Annotated in this window: 13 protein-coding genes and 4 tRNA genes; 1 reads left to right on the top strand and 16 read right to left on the bottom strand. The window is 45.0% G+C overall.

Going from position 1 to position 15,625, the window contains the following annotated elements; translation table 11 throughout:
* Window positions 1–355: 355 nt before the first annotated feature.
* The 4 genes from ACHUFZ_RS16810 to ACHUFZ_RS16795 all read right to left on the bottom strand — a co-directional run bounded on the left by ACHUFZ_RS16810 (window position 356) and on the right by ACHUFZ_RS16795 (window position 3,494).
* Complete coding sequence (locus ACHUFZ_RS16810; protein WP_394128037.1) at window positions 356–1,612, bottom strand: HD-GYP domain-containing protein; 1,257 nt, start codon at window positions 1,610–1,612, stop codon at window positions 356–358.
* Window positions 1,613–1,714: 102 nt separating this feature from the next.
* Window positions 1,715–2,122 carry a VOC family protein gene (locus ACHUFZ_RS16805; protein WP_134834997.1) on the bottom strand — a complete coding sequence of 136 codons (408 nt, stop codon included), beginning with the start codon at window positions 2,120–2,122 and terminating at the stop codon, window positions 1,715–1,717.
* Window positions 2,123–2,439: 317 nt separating this feature from the next.
* Entirely contained in the window at window positions 2,440–3,135 is a 696-nt protein-coding gene (locus tag ACHUFZ_RS16800) for a VC0807 family protein (protein ID WP_053441870.1), read from the bottom strand.
* A gap of 274 nt (window positions 3,136–3,409) precedes the next feature.
* Window positions 3,410–3,494 (bottom strand) — tRNA-Leu (locus ACHUFZ_RS16795).
* Between the two features lie 195 nt (window positions 3,495–3,689).
* Here ACHUFZ_RS16795 and ACHUFZ_RS16790 point away from each other — a divergent pair.
* Entirely contained in the window at window positions 3,690–4,166 is a 477-nt protein-coding gene (locus ACHUFZ_RS16790; protein ID WP_394128036.1) for an RDD family protein, read from the top strand.
* Window positions 4,167–4,239: 73 nt separating this feature from the next.
* Here the strand turns inward: ACHUFZ_RS16790 and luxS are convergent, their stop codons facing one another.
* From luxS to ACHUFZ_RS16730, 12 genes are all read right to left on the bottom strand, one after another.
* On the bottom strand, window positions 4,240–4,758 hold the full coding sequence (gene luxS, locus ACHUFZ_RS16785) for an S-ribosylhomocysteine lyase (RefSeq protein ID WP_394128035.1): 519 nt from the start codon (window positions 4,756–4,758) through the stop codon (window positions 4,240–4,242).
* A gap of 24 nt (window positions 4,759–4,782) precedes the next feature.
* The gene (locus ACHUFZ_RS16780) at window positions 4,783–5,382 is read right to left on the bottom strand and encodes a transglycosylase SLT domain-containing protein (protein ID WP_394128034.1); all 600 of its coding nucleotides are present in this window, start codon (window positions 5,380–5,382) and stop codon (window positions 4,783–4,785) included.
* Between the two features lie 7 nt (window positions 5,383–5,389).
* Window positions 5,390–6,958: a glutamate--cysteine ligase gene (gene gshA, locus ACHUFZ_RS16775; protein ID WP_394128033.1), complete on the bottom strand. Its 1,569-nt coding sequence runs from the start codon at window positions 6,956–6,958 to the stop codon at window positions 5,390–5,392.
* A gap of 110 nt (window positions 6,959–7,068) precedes the next feature.
* Entirely contained in the window at window positions 7,069–9,927 is a 2,859-nt protein-coding gene (locus ACHUFZ_RS16770) for a M16 family metallopeptidase (RefSeq protein WP_394128032.1), read from the bottom strand.
* Between the two features lie 9 nt (window positions 9,928–9,936).
* Window positions 9,937–10,398 carry a YqaA family protein gene (locus tag ACHUFZ_RS16765; protein WP_394128031.1) on the bottom strand — a complete coding sequence of 154 codons (462 nt, stop codon included), beginning with the start codon at window positions 10,396–10,398 and terminating at the stop codon, window positions 9,937–9,939.
* Window positions 10,392–11,342: an NADP-dependent oxidoreductase gene (locus ACHUFZ_RS16760; protein WP_394128030.1), complete on the bottom strand. Its 951-nt coding sequence runs from the start codon at window positions 11,340–11,342 to the stop codon at window positions 10,392–10,394. The genes ACHUFZ_RS16765 and ACHUFZ_RS16760 overlap by 7 nt, the downstream gene beginning before the upstream one ends.
* Before the next feature lie 122 nt (window positions 11,343–11,464).
* Complete coding sequence (locus ACHUFZ_RS16755; RefSeq protein ID WP_134835011.1) at window positions 11,465–12,595, bottom strand: sodium ion-translocating decarboxylase subunit beta; 1,131 nt, start codon at window positions 12,593–12,595, stop codon at window positions 11,465–11,467.
* 9 nt (window positions 12,596–12,604) lie between these two features.
* Window positions 12,605–14,389, bottom strand: a complete 1,785-nt coding sequence (oadA, locus tag ACHUFZ_RS16750) for a sodium-extruding oxaloacetate decarboxylase subunit alpha (RefSeq protein ID WP_394128029.1) — start codon at window positions 14,387–14,389, stop codon at window positions 12,605–12,607.
* Between the two features lie 31 nt (window positions 14,390–14,420).
* Entirely contained in the window at window positions 14,421–14,678 is a 258-nt protein-coding gene (locus tag ACHUFZ_RS16745) for an oxaloacetate decarboxylase subunit gamma (RefSeq protein WP_053441880.1), read from the bottom strand.
* 443 nt (window positions 14,679–15,121) lie between these two features.
* A tRNA-Arg gene (locus tag ACHUFZ_RS16740) sits at window positions 15,122–15,198 on the bottom strand.
* Between the two features lie 66 nt (window positions 15,199–15,264).
* A tRNA-Arg gene (locus ACHUFZ_RS16735) sits at window positions 15,265–15,341 on the bottom strand.
* 66 nt (window positions 15,342–15,407) lie between these two features.
* Window positions 15,408–15,484, bottom strand: a tRNA-Arg gene (locus ACHUFZ_RS16730).
* Between the last annotated feature and the right edge of the window lie 141 nt (window positions 15,485–15,625).

Raw genomic sequence — 15,625 nt, 5'->3', positions numbered from 1 at the left:
GAGTGCCCACACAGATTGATAGGTTTATATTGTTAAAGAGCTTTCTTCTTTGTGACTCACATCACTTCGGAAGAGGCAGCCATTCTAGCGTTTCATTCTCAAGTGTCAAACACTTTTTTGAATTTTTTATTTCAAACTTTTCAATTCAAAATTTAACTAATTGGCTTTACTGATTCACCGCTGAGGCCTTGTGGCGTCTGCCGTATCAGTGGAAGCGCATTATAGGGAGTTCCTTTTCGAAGGCAAGAGAAAAAATGCATTTTTTCAATAAAAAAGGCTTAAGTGAGCAAATGTCACTCAAAGCCCTATTTACACCCAACATACCCCAATGTTACACACAAACATCTGTGGATAACTAGTCGTCAGAGTCGAAGAAGTAAGAAATTCTTGAGCGGGGGTTTAGGTATTCACGCACTTTATCTGGCAATTTGTTAGGTAAGACTGCATTAACTATCTTTATTTCTCTCTCAGCCAAATCAATGATCGGAGCTTGAGTTCTCGGAACGGACGGATCATAGATAAGCACATTAGGGAAAAGAATGTTCTTGGCATTAACAGAGATAACTAAGCCAACCATATCATTCGACAATTGAACTACGGTTCCCGGTGGGTAGATCCCCATGAACTTAATCAGCAGACTGAGGTTCTCATTATTATAAAGGTGTTTGCAGTTCTTATATAAATGAGAAAGTGCCACATAAGGGATCTTTTGTTCCGCTGGAATATTGCTATGGCAAAGGTTGTCATAGGCATTCGCTACCGCAACAATTTGAGTTAACGGATCGATGGCGTCTTCTTTTAGTCCTTCCGGGTAACCCGAACCATCATTCAGCTCATGGTGTTGAGCAATGACATTTCGCGCACTCTCCGGAAAGCTTTCCATATTAGCCGCAATCTCTAGACCATATTTAGTATGCAGCTTTAGATAGTTCTTCTCTGGTTCTGTCAGTACCGTCTGTTTACGTAATATCGCCGTCGGTACTTTGACTTTGCCCATATCATGAAACAATGAAGCAAATGCCACTTCTTTTATCTCTTGAGCATTAAGCTTTTTCGCCTTCGCGATCATCATCGCGACAACAGACACATTAAGTGAATGAAAGTAGATATCTTCAAATTCACTTTTACCATTCATTAAATGAAGGGTGACATTATCGTCACTCAATAACTTATCAACGATATCGTTAACTAATTGGCTTGCCTCATCAACCGCCTGCTCTGGGCGATTGCGAATCTTGTTCATGACGGCACGCATACGCGATAGTGAACGTTCAAACTCTTTTTCGCAGTTAATAACTCTGCGACGGTAGGCGCTCAGCTTTTCAATTCGGTCTTGCTTCTCTTTCCAAAGCTTCTTTGCTTCTAACTCAGTGGCGTCCGGCTTCTCACTAACAGGTTCATCACTTTGAGATGAAGGAGGCAGTGGCTCTGTATCGCTTTGATTTGGATTAATAAAGACATGCTTGATACCAAGGTGGCGGATCAAGCGGATCGTCTCTTCATCTTTAACTTTGAAACTATTAAATAAGAACGGGTGCTCATTCCACTTAACAGGTAGGCGAATGTGCAACCCAGGCTGTAATCTGTCTACAGTAATTTTTATACTTGCCACGATATATACAACTTATCAATCTTCAATCAATTTATAATTTTAGAGTAATGAGAATGCGAATTCACTCCCCATCTACTGTAATGAGAGATCAATAACGTAACACTATTTGACTAAATCACAGTGAAGCATCCAACGAATACCAAACTGATCCTCAACCTTACCAAAGCGCGCTCCCCAAAATGTATCTTCAAGAGGCATCATAATATGCCCTCCTTCAAGGAGCTTGTCATATAACCTAGCTTGCTCATCGAGATCGTCCAATACAATGGATAGCGCTACGTTATTACCCGTCAACTCTTTTGCGACCATACCATCAGACAGCATCAGTTTCATGCCAAACGCTTCAAACTCCGCATGCATAATCCATTGAGGGTCGGCACCTTCAATTACTTGCGGTGCATCTTTAAAGTATTGCTTAGTCACCACAACGCCACCAAAGCACTTATGGTAGAACTCTAGCGCCTCTTCACATCGACCAGCAAAAAATAGGTATGGGGTTAATTTATACATTATTTATCTCCTTGCTCTATATAAGAAGATAGACAACTTTTTGAAAAGGCGAGAGAAAACAGAATAATTTATCTAATAACTTTGAGAGAATGACGAATTTTGAGCTGTGGTTCAAATTGCTCATTTATCTCAATGTCAGATTTTGCAATCAAATGACTCAGCTTCAAAGCAGCAGTACGCGCCATATCGCTGAGAAGAAAATACACAGTTTCCCCCTCTCTACCGTTCGCTCAGGCTATTCCAGTTACTTAGCCAAAAACAAAAAAGACAAAGCCCAGCGAAATCGCTGGGCTTTGGAAATGATACTTAACTTGATGTTATTTGATATTGAAGATCTGCTCTGTCTCAAGTGAAGTCATAGTGCGAACCTGACGCCATACGTAGTAAAAGATCCCCATCATCATCAACATACTTGGAATCGCTATCGCTGGGTAACTATAAAGAGTCAACTTACCTAGCTCTTCATTAAATGCAGCGGTACCGGCTGGACTAGTCACAATCCATGTTGCAAGGAAATAGTTCATCGCCGAAGAAAAAGCAAATGTACATGCGAACAAGTAGTTCGACTTCATTAAGCAGCGCTCAAACGCGGCTGGGTTACCTGATTGCTCTAATCGTTCTTCGATCAATGACATATTGAGCAGTGTTGGCGTGAAGATCACCTTCTGCATAAATGGGTAACGAGTAAACGTAGATCCTAAAACCGCTAAGCCAATCAAACCAGGGATGAGCGCCTCTTTAACGGCTAACCACTGGGTATCTAACTCAAGTAAGCCAATACCACCCGTTAATAGCACGCTGACAAAACCAAGCGCGGCAATAAAGTTGAATCTCTTGTTGCGAATAAGCTCCATACCGCCGTATGCCACAGGGAAGGCTAACGCGACAATAAGAGCTAGTGCTGTGCCTAAGTGCTCTTCGCCACTGAACTTCATCAAAATGAAAGACGGTAGAAATACGTTGAAGAGGATCTCGAACAAGGGGTTCGACTTTTTGTTGGCCATATTACTCATAATTTCTCAGTTTAAAGCGTATCTATTAATTATACTCGGAGAGATTGTTCCTTGCTCAGCCTCAGATGTAAAGCCCTACGGTTTCACGCACTGTAAACTTATGTGACACAGTTTTGTTGCTCTGCGCTTAAATCACTCATTTTAACTGCCTTAAAAACGACGAAAGGCCGCTAAAAATAGCGACCTTTCTATATGTGGTAGTGATAAGGCGACGCTACCCATACCTCAGATACAACAAAGCCCCAACATTTGTTGAGGCTTTATCATTTAAATATGGTACCGGTAGGCGGACTTGAACCGCCACGCCCGAAGGCAACGGATTTTGAATCCGTCGTGTATACCAATTTCACCATACCGGCATTATCTTGAGGCATTAGCCTGTCGATGTTTGGCATTATACGTATGCCGATGATTCGTGCAAGTGCAAAAGACTGAATTGATTGCCGTTTGCCGATAAAATCGCCATAAATTGATAAGCTGTGCGCAAGCTCTCTTTTCAGATCTAAACTGAAGCTTTATTCTTTCGCCTTATTTTATTTTGGTAAGTGGGTTTTATGTCAACAACTGACACTTTGCCACCAGCAGGGCTATTTCGCCGTCTGGGAGCACTCTTTTATGATGGGCTAATTATCATCGCAGTTGAGATGATGGCAGCGGGTATCATTATTGCTATTCTGCATGCATTAATGGCAATGGGGATTTTCGATGTTGGCGGCTACGCTGATGTCAGCGACTTTCTAACTAACCACCCTATTTGGAGCCCGGTATACACAGCTTACTTAGCGTTCGTCTGGATCTACTTCTTTGTGTTCTTCTGGACTCGTGCAGGGCAAACACTCGGCATGCGTGCTTGGAAACTGCACCTACGTAGCAATGATGGAACGGCAGTTTCTGTTACTCAAGCTTTGATTCGTATCGGCACTTCAGGCTTTGGTTTAGCAAACTTTACCGTTCCGCTTGATCCTCACAAGCGAGGCTTCCACGATATTTGGGCCAAGACTCAAGTCGTGGTACTACCTAAAGCAAACTAGATACATTCTAGAGTGATACAAAAAAAGGAAGGCCAGTGCCTTCCTTTTTTATTTCTATCAAGCCAATGTTCAATTAGTCGACTTTAAGCTCTTTTAGCATTGATTCTGGTAGTGCTAGCTCATCGTTTTTATTAACCGAAATACCAGACTTTAGAATCGCTTCAGCAATCTGCTTCGCTTCATCAAGAGAGTGCATTGCCGCTGTACCACACTGGTACTCATTCAGCTCAGGAATCTTGTTCTGGCTTTCAACTTTCAATACATCCTGCATTGCCGCTAACCAAGCATCCGCAACTTGCTGTTCTTGCGGTGTACCAATCAGGCTCATGTAGAAACCAGTACGACAGCCCATTGGTGAGATATCGATGATCTCCACACTCTCACCATTTAAGTGATTACGCATAAAGCCAGCGTAAAGGTGCTCTAGAGTGTGGATGCCTTTCTCAGACAGAATATCCTTATTTGGCGCAGTAAAACGCAGGTCAAATACCGTAATCGTATCGCCTTTCGGGGTGGTCATTGTTTTCGCTACACGTACAGCAGGTGCATTCATACGTGTGTGATCTACGGTAAAACTATCTAATAACGGCATTGTCCTTCTCCATGTTAACTGCTCTTAAAAGAACCAGCTTCGATTGTCTTCTAATTCTTGTCGGCACTGCTTAAGTTGCCAACCATAATCTTTTGCTTGCTGTTCAACGCGACGTGCGACTTTAATCAACGACGGTTTAGCTTGGTAACTTTTTCTTTTAAAACCACCACGTCCTTCGTGGTAAGCCAAATATTGATTGTAAGAATCCCATTTGGAAACACCAAGCTGTCTTTGCGTCTCATGGGTATACCAACCAATAAACATTAAGGCATCGGCAAAATCAGTTCGTGAGCCGCCATGTCCTGTCGCATCCTGAAAGTCATCCCATGCCGGGTCTTGCGCTTGCGCATAGCCATAAGCACTGCTGACACGCCCCCAAGGAATAAAGCCTAATAAGTAATCCTTAGGCGGCCTGGCATCGTGGCGATAGCTACTTTCCTGTTTGACAAAAGCCATCGCGACTTGAACGGGTGTCCCCCACTCCTCTTGCATATCCAGCGCATCGTCGTACCAACCCGGTTTCTCACGAAAGATTTCACACAGGTTGGACTGATTTTTCGGCGGAGCCGTAGCACAGCCACTCAAAACAATAGCACCAACGATAGGGAGCAATAGCTTTCTCACGCTAAACCTACGCTTTCAGATATGCAAAGTAGTCAGTCAGAAACTCATCAAAGTTTAACAGGTCAGCGTCTTCCACCTGCTGTTGAGCAATGCGAGAACGCTCTACTTCCTGCTCCATTTCTTGCTCATTGTAGACTCGATACTGATGGTCTAAATGCTGATTGCGATACTGCTTACCAAACGCACAACCCACTTTGCCTAGACCTCCATGCTGTTTGGTATCCGCCAAAAGCTGGCCTGAAATAGTCAGCTCTGGATTATCAATCCACGACAACAATTTAAAACACACTGCTTGGTATTCATCACTGCCATTTGCCGCATCCATTAGCTCTGCAATCTGAACTAACTCAACAAATACGCGCTTGGCCCAGTCTTGAAGGGTCAGTACTTCTCCTCGGCAGCCAATTTGTAGCTCTAAGCCAGGCTTGCGGCCTTCTGCAATGACTTTATTCCAGTTCTCACGCCAACATTCCTGTTCACAATAATCCATAGGTTCTGAATCAGTCAGTGCAGCCCAAGCTAAAAATAGGTCTAAGAAACGAACTTGGTCTTCATCAATACCAACCGAGCTGTATGGGTTGACGTCAAGTGAGCGAACTTCGATGTACTCCACACCACCGCGAGCTAACGCTTCTGATGGTTTTTCACCTGATTTAGCCACACGTTTAGGGCGAATAGGCGCGTACAATTCATTTTCAATCTGCAGTACATTGCTGTTTAGCTGACGATACTCACCATCAACTTTTACGCCGATCTCGGCAAATTCTTCAGATGGAGTACGGATAGCTGTGTTTAGGCCATCTAGATACTCATCTAAACTATTGAAACCAATCTTCAATGAGCTTTGTGCGCTGTTGGTATAGCCTAAATCACTCATACGTAATGAGGTCGCATTTGGTAAGAATAGAGTCCCACCAATTTTTTCAAACGGTAGCGTTGTCTCTCGCCCTTGAATGAACGACGAACACAGCGCAGGTGATGCACCAAAAAAGTACGGGATTAACCAGCCAAAACGGTAATAGTTTCGGATCAAGCCAAAGTAAGCTTCTGACTTACTGTCCTGACGCTGCTGTTCTGATTGCTCACCAAACAATTGGTCCCAAAACGTTTCTGGGAATGAGAAATTAAAATGAACGCCAGAAATAATCTGCATCAAACTACCGTAACGTCTTTTTAGACCTTCGCGGTATAGGGTTTTCATCTTGCCTGAATTTGACGAGCCATATTGCGCTAAGTTGATGTCATCTTCATCACCAACAAAACACGGCATCGAAAGCGGCCACATTTTCTCTTCACCTAACTTAGTCTGAGTGAAGTGATGAATATCTTCTAGCTGCGCTGTAAGCGTCGAGATGTCCGTCGAAACTGGCGTGATGAACTCCAATAGTGATTCAGAGAAGTCTGTCGTTATCCAGTTATTGGCATAAGCTGAACCCAGCTCACTTGGATGAGGGGTTGTCGCGAGGTGACCATCTTGTTGGTAGCGTAGCGTCTCGCGCTCGATACCACGTCCAAAACTCTTAAATACTTCTGGGTTTTGTGCAACTCGCTCAAGTCGCGCAGCAAATTCAGTCAAAATGAGGTTCGCTTATATCAGTGGTTTGGTAGTGATACCAAACTGGCTATACAAAATTTTATAAAGGGTGAGCGTTGTCACCCTTTCGCATGCACTATGTTATGTGTACTCTAACGGATGATTTCAAGCTCTTCTATCGGAATATGCAAACTTTCTAGTTGTGGTTTCAGCGTTTTCTTATCCCCTACTACGATAATTTGGTACTCGTCAGGGTTAAACCACTTGTTTGCTAACTCATCAAGAGTCTGCTTTTTGACTGATTCAACGATCTCATTACGTTGCTTCAAGTAATCTTCATCCAAGCTATAAGCTAAAATACTATTAAGTAGCCCAGCTTTCTGTGAAGGCGTTTCATATTTTAGTGCATCTTGTTGACCGACTGCTAAGCGTAAAAATTTCATTTCATCGTCAGTCATGCCTTGTTCACTGTAGTGAGCTAGCTCTTTTTTCATTTCCAAAATTGATGGAATCGTTGAGTCTGCGCGTACTTGAGCTGAGTAAACAATCGCTCCCACTTCTCTATTTGACGCTAAGTAACCACTCGCACCATAAGTGTAGCCTTTGTCCTCTCTGAGGTTTTGGTTGATACGGCTATTGAAGTTACCCGCAAGATTAAAGTTAGCTAACTGAGTTAGGTAAACTTCACCAGTGGCATCAAACGGCAGACCTTGACGAACCATACGCACAACGCTCTGCGGTGCTCCTGGTTTATCAACTAAGAAAACCTTCTGCTGAGCAAGTGGTTTGACTAATTGTGGTCTTAGTAGCGGCGCAACTTCACCTTGCCAACTATCGATAAAAGCCAGCTCTTGCTTAACTTGACGTTTAGAGATGTCACCGACGACCACAATTTGTGCGCCTTGTGGTGTGTAATGCTGTTTGTAGAAAGCTTTAACATCATCAAGCGTCAGCTTAGCAACTGAGGCTTCAGTGCCATCCGTTGGACGCTGATAAACAGAGCCTGAGAAGAGTACTTGTCGCGTCGCCTGAGAGGCTAACCAGCTAGGTTTTTGATGCTGATAGACTAAACCTTCCAACATCTGTTTTTGGATTCGCTCAAAATCTTGTTCGCGGAAGGCTGGCTTGAAGAGTATTTCTTCCACCAGCGTTAGAGTCTCGGTAAGATTTTTCTCTAAACTTGAGACTGAAATACTGGTGGTGTAGTTACCTGCATTGATCGAAATACTGCTACCAAGTTTATTTAACTTAGCTTCAAGTTCTTCTAGCGATGAGTCCAGCGTCGCCTCTTGCATCATCGCCGCAGTCAGATTCGCTAAGCCTTCTTTGCCACGCGGCACGTAGCGCTCACCCGCAGGGAAACTGATCTCTAGCTGTACGGTTGGTGTTTCTGAGCTCACGGTTCCAAGTAACTCAGCACCATTATCGAAATATAAGCGATATAGGTCTGGCATCTGCGCTTTAACCCCTTCCGCTACTTCCGGCATCACTGAGCGGTCAAAATCATCGTCTGCTTTACGATAGGCCAATTGATCATCGGTAATTTTTTGGTATTCCGGCAACGTTCTTGGTGGCGTAACAAAATTGGCTGGCGCAGCTGCTAGCTCAGTTTTGCCACGAGGAACCACACTTAGCGCAACCTTATGATGGCCATTGACGTAAGTCTTATAGGCATCCATGACAGATTCAGGGGTAACTGAGCGAATCTGCTCTAGCTGAGATTGAATACGGTCCGGTGTCGAGAAGAAGGTTTCATTCGACGCCAATTGAGACACTTTACCGCGCACACTTTGCAAGGCGAAAACCGCATTGGCTTCCGCCATACCTGTGATCTGCTCAAGACGCTTATCATCGACACCTTTCGCTTCAAATTCAGCTAAGGTCTGCATCAACTCTTGATAAAGTGGCTTTAATGCGCCTTTTTCGCCAGACGGCGCCATGGCATAAACGTAGAAGGTACATGACAGCTCAGCACAATCTTGGAATGCGCCCGCATCGACCGCTTTCTGGGTCTTCACTAATTTTTGATAGAGCAGGCTGTTGGCACCGTTACCCAAGACATTAGCTAACGCATTTAGCGACGCTTGCTCTTCTGCACCGTTATATTTTGTTGGCCAGCCAATCATTAACATTGGCTGTTGAATACGGTCTTCAAGTGTTACGTAGCGATCTTCGGATAAACTCGCTGGTTGTTTTGGCGCTTGCTCAACCTCAGGCCCCGCTGGAATAGAACCAAAGTACTTGTTCACCCATTCCAAAGTTTGTTTGGTGTCGATATCACCACCAATGGTCAAGACCGCATTATTTGGTCCGTACCAACGTAAGAAGAAGGCTTTAAGATCGTTCACATCGACACGATCAAGGTCCTCGACATAACCAATAGTTTGCCACGAGTATGGATGGCCTTCTGGGTACATCGCTTCGCCCATTTTTTCCCACATTAAACCATAAGGGCGATTATCGTAGTTCTGGGCACGCTCATTTTTGACCGTGTCACGCTGAATCTCAAACTTACGCTGTGAAACCGCATCAAGTAAAAAGCCCATGCGATCAGATTCTAGCCAGAGCATTTTTTCTAGCTGGTTGGATGGAACGGTTTCAAAGTAGTTGGTACGGTCACGATTCGTGGTGCCATTTAACGTACCACCCGCCTCGGTAATGATCTTAAAGTGTTGCTGATCACCCACGTTTTCACTGCCTTGAAACATCATATGCTCAAAGAAGTGGGCAAAACCTGATTTACCGACTTGCTCGCGAGCAGAGCCGACGTGATAAGTCACATCAACATGAACCAAAGGGTCTGAGTGATCGGGAGATAATATAACGGTTAGGCCATTGTCTAACTCATACTTAGAGTATGGAATCATTGCCTTGCCGGGCTGGGCATCCACTTCTTCAACAAGTGTCACGCCGTCCGGTAGAGAGGAAAAAAATGGAACTGAAGGTAGGTTATTCGAAGCACAACCATAAAGTGCGACAAGAGAAAATGCACCAAGCCAAATCTTTCTCATGACATCCCCTTAAAAGAATCCGTAAAAAATTGCTGCTAACGCGGTATAACGCAGCGCTTTACCAATTAAGATCAACCAAAAACATGGCCAAAAGCGCATACGTAGCCAACCTGCGGCTAAACATAATGGGTCACCAATCACGGGCAACCAACTAAAAATTAAAGACCAATAGCCGTATTTATTCAGCCACTGTAGAGCTTTATGACCATGTTTTTCATTTTGAGTTCGGTTTGGTAACCACAAGCCAAGCCAATAGTTGGTCAAGCCACCTAAGGTATTACCTAAGGTGGCGACTAAAATAATCATAAAAGTGGAGTATTGGTTTAAGCTGAGAGTCGCGATTAAACCTGCCTCGGAACCGCCAGGCAACAAGGTAGCACTCAGGAAACCGCTAAAAAACAGTACCCAGAGTGCAGAATCAGAAAACCATAAAGCGAAGGATTCAAAAGCGCTGTTAAACGCTTCTAGCATTGCATATCAAGCAAGATCTTGCCTCTCGTATGTCCCGTTTCAATTTGTCGATGAGCTTCGCCCACCTCACTCATGGCAAATACCTGTTGGATTTCAGTTTTCACTAGTCCAACACTGACCATGTACAGCAGCGCATCAAGCTGTTCTGGGTTCGGATCAACCAACATTCCCGATGCTTCAAAGCCAAGCATTTTTGCCTTTTCGCAAATCAGCTCAGCACTTAGGGTCGGTACTGTGACAACTTTACCACCATCTTTCAAGCACTTGAGTGCATCAAGTGCAGCATCACCGCCGACTAAATCAATAAGTACATCGGCTTCTTCAACTCGTTCTGAAACTGGCGCAAATTGGTAGTTCACGGCATGAGCACCTAACGTGGCCATGTAATCGAGATTCGCTTCACTGCATGTGGTGAAGACTTCCGCTTTAGCAGCCACAGCAACTTGAATTGCGATATGACCCACGCCGCCTGCACCTGCCAAGATAAGCACGCGATCCCCTTCATTAACGCCCGCTTTATCTAACGCTTGCAATGCCGTCTGCCCAGCAAGAGGGAGAGCAGCGGCTGCTTCAAGAGTAATCGAGCTAGGTACTAAGCTAAGTGCACTTTCTGGTACCGATATGTACTGACTATAGCCACCGCCAGCTAATGGGAAACCGATAAAGCCTGCGACGTTATCACCTATACCGAATCGTTCAGCGCCTTGGCCAAGAGTTATGACCTCGCCTGAAATGTCATACCCTGGCACCCAAGGGAGGTTGTCTTTGTTTTCCGAAGCAGCCCAGCCAAGACCAGCCCGCGTTTTGACATCGATAGGGTTCACACCAGCAAAGTGGACTTTGACTAAGACTTCCCCTGCTTTAGGCTCTGGCATTGAAGAAGTTTGAACAACGAGAACTTCTGGGTCTCCGAACTTAGAGATAGCGATTTGTTTGTTTTCCATTTCTTTTATTCCCTACCGATACAAAAAAGGGATGCGAAAGCATCCCTTTGAATATATACCATTTATTGATGGCAAGTTAACCACTTGCTCTCAATTTGACCATTAATTAACGCCAACTTTCATTAACCTACAAGTGCTAACAAAATACCCGCGGCTACCGCAGACCCAAGTACACCCGCAACGTTAGGACCCATTGCATGCATAAGCAGGAAGTTTTGCGGGTTAGCGTCAAGGCCAACCTTGTTTACCACACGTGCCGCCATTGGTACTGCAGAAACCCCTGCGGCACCAATAAGTGGGTTAATGTCTTCTTTCGAAAACTTATTAAGCACCTTAGCCATTAATACACCACCGGCAGTACCGATACTGAAGGCAACCGCACCTAAGGCCAAAATACCGAGTGTTTCTACGTTTAAGAACTCTTCCGCTTGTAGCTTAGAGCCAACACCAAGACCGAGGAAAATGGTCACAATATTGATCAACTCATTTTGCGCCGTTTTCGACAAGCGATCGACGACGCCAGCTTCACGCATCAGGTTACCCAAACAGAACATACCGACGAGTGGCGTTGCCGATGGTAGGAATAAGATCGTCATCAGCAATACCGCTAGTGGGAATAGGATCTTTTCACCTTTACCAACATGACGCAGCTGAGCCATTTTGATCTTGCGCTCTTCCGGCGTTGTCAGTGCGTTCATGATCGGTGGTTGAATGATCGGCACCAAAGCCATGTAGCTGTATGCCGCAACCGCAATCGCACCAAGAAGATCCGGTGATAACTGACTTGCTAAGAAGATAGCTGTTGGGCCATCTGCGCCACCGATAATCGCGATGGAGGCTGCGTCCGGCATACTAAATTCCATACCCGGCACATAGTTAAGTAAGATTGCACCAAACAGTGTGGCGAAAATACCAAACTGAGCCGCCGCTCCTAGCCATAAGGTTTTCGGGTTAGCGATCAGAGCACCGAAGTCAGTCATCGCCCCGACACCTAAGAAGATCAGCAGTGGGAAAATCCCAGACTCAATTCCTATGTAGTATACGTAGTAGAGTAAACCCCCCTCATCAGTGAAGCCTGCATTAGGTATGTTCGCTAAAATCGCGCCAAAACCAATCGGCAATAACAGTAACGGCTCAAAACCCTTTCTGATCGCCAAAAATAGCAAGGTACAACCAACTAAGATCATGCAGATCTGGCCAAACTCGAAGTTAGCGATCCCTGTTTCTGACCATAAGGTCATTAATCCTTCCATGATTGCCCCTTACGCCAAGCTAAGCAGTGGAGCACCAACCGTCACAGAATCACCTTCTTTGACGTGAAGATCTTGAACAATACCACCTCGGGCTGCTCGTACTTCGGTTTCCATCTTCATCGCTTCGAGGATAAGTAGGACATCCCCTTCCGCGACTTCAGCGCCACTTTGCACATTCACTTTGAATATGTTGCCAGCTAAAGGTGCCGGAACCATCTCAGAGTTACCTGCAGGTGCAACTGGAGCAGCCGCTTGTTGAGGTGCAGCAGTTGACGGGGCTACCGAGGTCAGTTGACCTTGAGGGCCCACTTCGACGTCGTAAACCTGACCATCGACTTTGACGCTGTATGTCTCAATTCCACCTTGCGCTGGCTGAGCTTGAGGTGCAGCTGGTGCCACTTCCTCTTTGCCCGGAGCAGGCTCAAAGGCATCAGGGTTATGACGATTCTTAAGGAATTTAAGACCAACTTGTGGGAATAAAGCATAGGTCAGAACATCATCAACTGTATCTTCTGCCAAAGAGATACCTTGTTCTTTGGCTTTTGCTAGTAAATCATCAGTCAACGAATCAAGCTCAGATTCCAATAGATCGGCTGGGCGACAAGTGATCGCCTCTGCGCCATCGAGTACTTTCGCTTGCAGTGCTTCGTTCACTTGTGTAGGTGCTGCGCCATACTCGCCCTTAAGAACACCAGCGGTTTCTTTAGTGATGCTCTTATAACGCTCACCTGTTAGCACGTTGATAACCGCTTGAGTACCGACAATCTGTGATGTCGGAGTCACGAGAGGAATGAAGCCTAGATCTTCACGTACGCGAGGGATCTCTTCGAGTACTTCGTCAATTCGATCCGCTGCGCCTTGTTCTTTAAGCTGACCTTCCATATTGGTTAGCATTCCGCCTGGAACTTGAGCAATTAGGATACGTGAATCGACACCTTTTAATTGACCTTCAAACTTAGCGTACTTCTTACGTACTTCACGGAAATAAGCCGCAATAGGCTCAATTTGATCAAGTTTAAGGTTGGTATCACGCTCAGTCCCTTGCAGCATAGCGACAACCGTTTCCGTTGGCGTATGGCCGTAAGTACAGCTCATTGATGAGATAGCGGTATCAAGAATATCGACACCGGCTTCAACCGCTTTCACAGCGGTAGCCGTAGAAAGACCTGTTGTTGCGTGGCAGTGCAGCGCAAGTGGAACATCACACGACGCTTTGATACGCGTTATAAGATCTTCCGCTTCGTAAGGCTTAAGCAAACCTGACATATCTTTAATACACAGCGAGTGACAGCCTAAGTCTTCAAGACGCTTCGCTAAATCAACCCATGTATCAGTGTTATGTACCGGACTTGTAGTGTATGACAGCGTACCTTGAGCATGCGCACCGACATCAACTGTCGCTTTAACCGCTTTCTCAAAGTTACGTACATCGTTCATCGCATCAAAAATACGGAAAACATCCATACCGTTGGCGTGCGCACGCTCAACGAACTTTTCAACCACATCATCTGCATAGTGGCGGTAACCTAATAGGTTCTGGCCGCGAAGTAACATTTGCATTGGTGTGTTTGGCATTGCTTTCTTTAATGCACGTAGACGCTCCCAAGGGTCCTCACCTAAGAATCGAATACAAGCATCAAACGTTGCTCCGCCCCATGTTTCTAGAGACCAGTAACCGACCTTATCCAGTTCCTCTGCGATAGGTAACATATCCTCAAGACGCATACGAGTCGCAAATAGCGATTGATGGGCGTCACGAAGGACCACGTCCGTTAAAGCTAGTGGTTTAGACATGCTCATTAACTCCTTTTAATCCTTACAAATACTACTTAGCTGTCGAGGTACGGTACTGATGTACCGCGGCAGAGATTGCCGCCACGACGTTTGGGCTAACAGCAGATGAAGGTGATTGAACTTTATTATTTTGATTTGGTGTAGCGATCGGCGCAGGTACTTCTTCAGGTACCAGTTTTGACATGAGCCGAACGAGATAGACAAGAATAGTAAGGAATATAAACACTACAATCATCCCTGTTAGCATCAGGGTTGCAGCGTCTACTAGCAGGCTTCCAATATTATCCATTTTTGCATCCTTTCTTTGTCATCCTGACAACGACATTAGGTGTTCTGCTAAAAACTTCATGTTTTATCAAGGCAAAGCACTAACGTTACCCACAAGCAGTGGGCATTTTTGTTACCAGAACATTCAATATAATCCTGACAATAGGCTTAGGATTATCTCGATTGGTTAAACTTTGTCAATTTTGTTTAAGGGGCTATTGAGGATAAAGCACAAATCTAGGGAATTATTCGACACGGAAATCACATAAATCTGCAATATTTGTTCTATCAAGCATAAATAACTGCGAGTTTTAATGCATTACGACGGTCTATAGGTGCTAAGTGCAGGAAGAGGTAATGATAAGTGAAATTACTTTAGTAAACAGTAACTTGAATTGAGGATGTTTAAATTATGTTACTAGAATGTAAAAAGCCCTGCTATTTCTAGCAGGGCTTTTTAATAAGTGGCGCGTCCTGGAGGATTCGAACCTCCGACCGCCTGGTTCGTAGCCAGGTACTCTATCCAGCTGAGCTAAGGACGCGCAGTTTTCGATATCGACTTAGGTCAACATCAGGATTACCATTTATGTAAATGAAACCCTAAAGAGTGGCGCGTCCTGGAGGATTCGAACCTCCGACCGCCTGGTTCGTAGCCAGGTACTCTATCCAGCTGAGCTAAGGACGCGCAGTTTTCGATATCGACTTAGGTCAACATCAGGATTACCATTTATGTAAATGAAACCCTAAAGAGTGGCGCGTCCTGGAGGATTCGAACCTCCGACCGCCTGGTTCGTAGCCAGGTACTCTATCCAGCTGAGCTAAGGACGCGCAGTTTTCGATATCGACTTAGGTCAACATCAGGATTACCATTTATGTAAATGAAACCCTAAAGAGTGGCGCGTCCTGGAGGATTCGAACCTCCGACCGCCTGGTTCGTAGCCAGGTACTCTATCCAGCTGAGCTAAGGAC

The organism is Vibrio hepatarius, from assembly GCF_043642085.1.
Lineage (GTDB): Bacteria > Pseudomonadota > Gammaproteobacteria > Enterobacterales > Vibrionaceae > Vibrio > Vibrio hepatarius_C.
Note: the sequence above shows the minus strand (reverse complement) of the source record. Positions and strands in the feature narration are given on the sequence as shown.

Excerpts from the sequence above, each read along its gene's own strand:
- ACHUFZ_RS16765 (WP_394128031.1), bottom strand. The coding sequence starts at position 10,398 with ATGCTAGAAGCGTTTAACAGCGCTTTTGAATCCTTCGCTTTATGGTTT.
- ACHUFZ_RS16790 (WP_394128036.1), top strand. The coding sequence starts at position 3,690 with ATGTCAACAACTGACACTTTGCCACCAGCAGGGCTATTTCGCCGTCTG.
- ACHUFZ_RS16745 (WP_053441880.1), bottom strand. The coding sequence starts at position 14,678 with ATGGATAATATTGGAAGCCTGCTAGTAGACGCTGCAACCCTGATGCTA.
- luxS (WP_394128035.1), bottom strand. The coding sequence starts at position 4,758 with ATGCCGTTATTAGATAGTTTTACCGTAGATCACACACGTATGAATGCA.
- oadA (WP_394128029.1), bottom strand. The coding sequence starts at position 14,389 with ATGTCTAAACCACTAGCTTTAACGGACGTGGTCCTTCGTGACGCCCAT.
- ACHUFZ_RS16800 (WP_053441870.1), bottom strand. The coding sequence starts at position 3,135 with ATGAGTAATATGGCCAACAAAAAGTCGAACCCCTTGTTCGAGATCCTC.
- ACHUFZ_RS16770 (WP_394128032.1), bottom strand. The coding sequence starts at position 9,927 with ATGAGAAAGATTTGGCTTGGTGCATTTTCTCTTGTCGCACTTTATGGT.
- ACHUFZ_RS16805 (WP_134834997.1), bottom strand. The coding sequence starts at position 2,122 with ATGTATAAATTAACCCCATACCTATTTTTTGCTGGTCGATGTGAAGAG.
- ACHUFZ_RS16760 (WP_394128030.1), bottom strand. The coding sequence starts at position 11,342 with ATGGAAAACAAACAAATCGCTATCTCTAAGTTCGGAGACCCAGAAGTT.
- ACHUFZ_RS16755 (WP_134835011.1), bottom strand. The coding sequence starts at position 12,595 with ATGGAAGGATTAATGACCTTATGGTCAGAAACAGGGATCGCTAACTTC.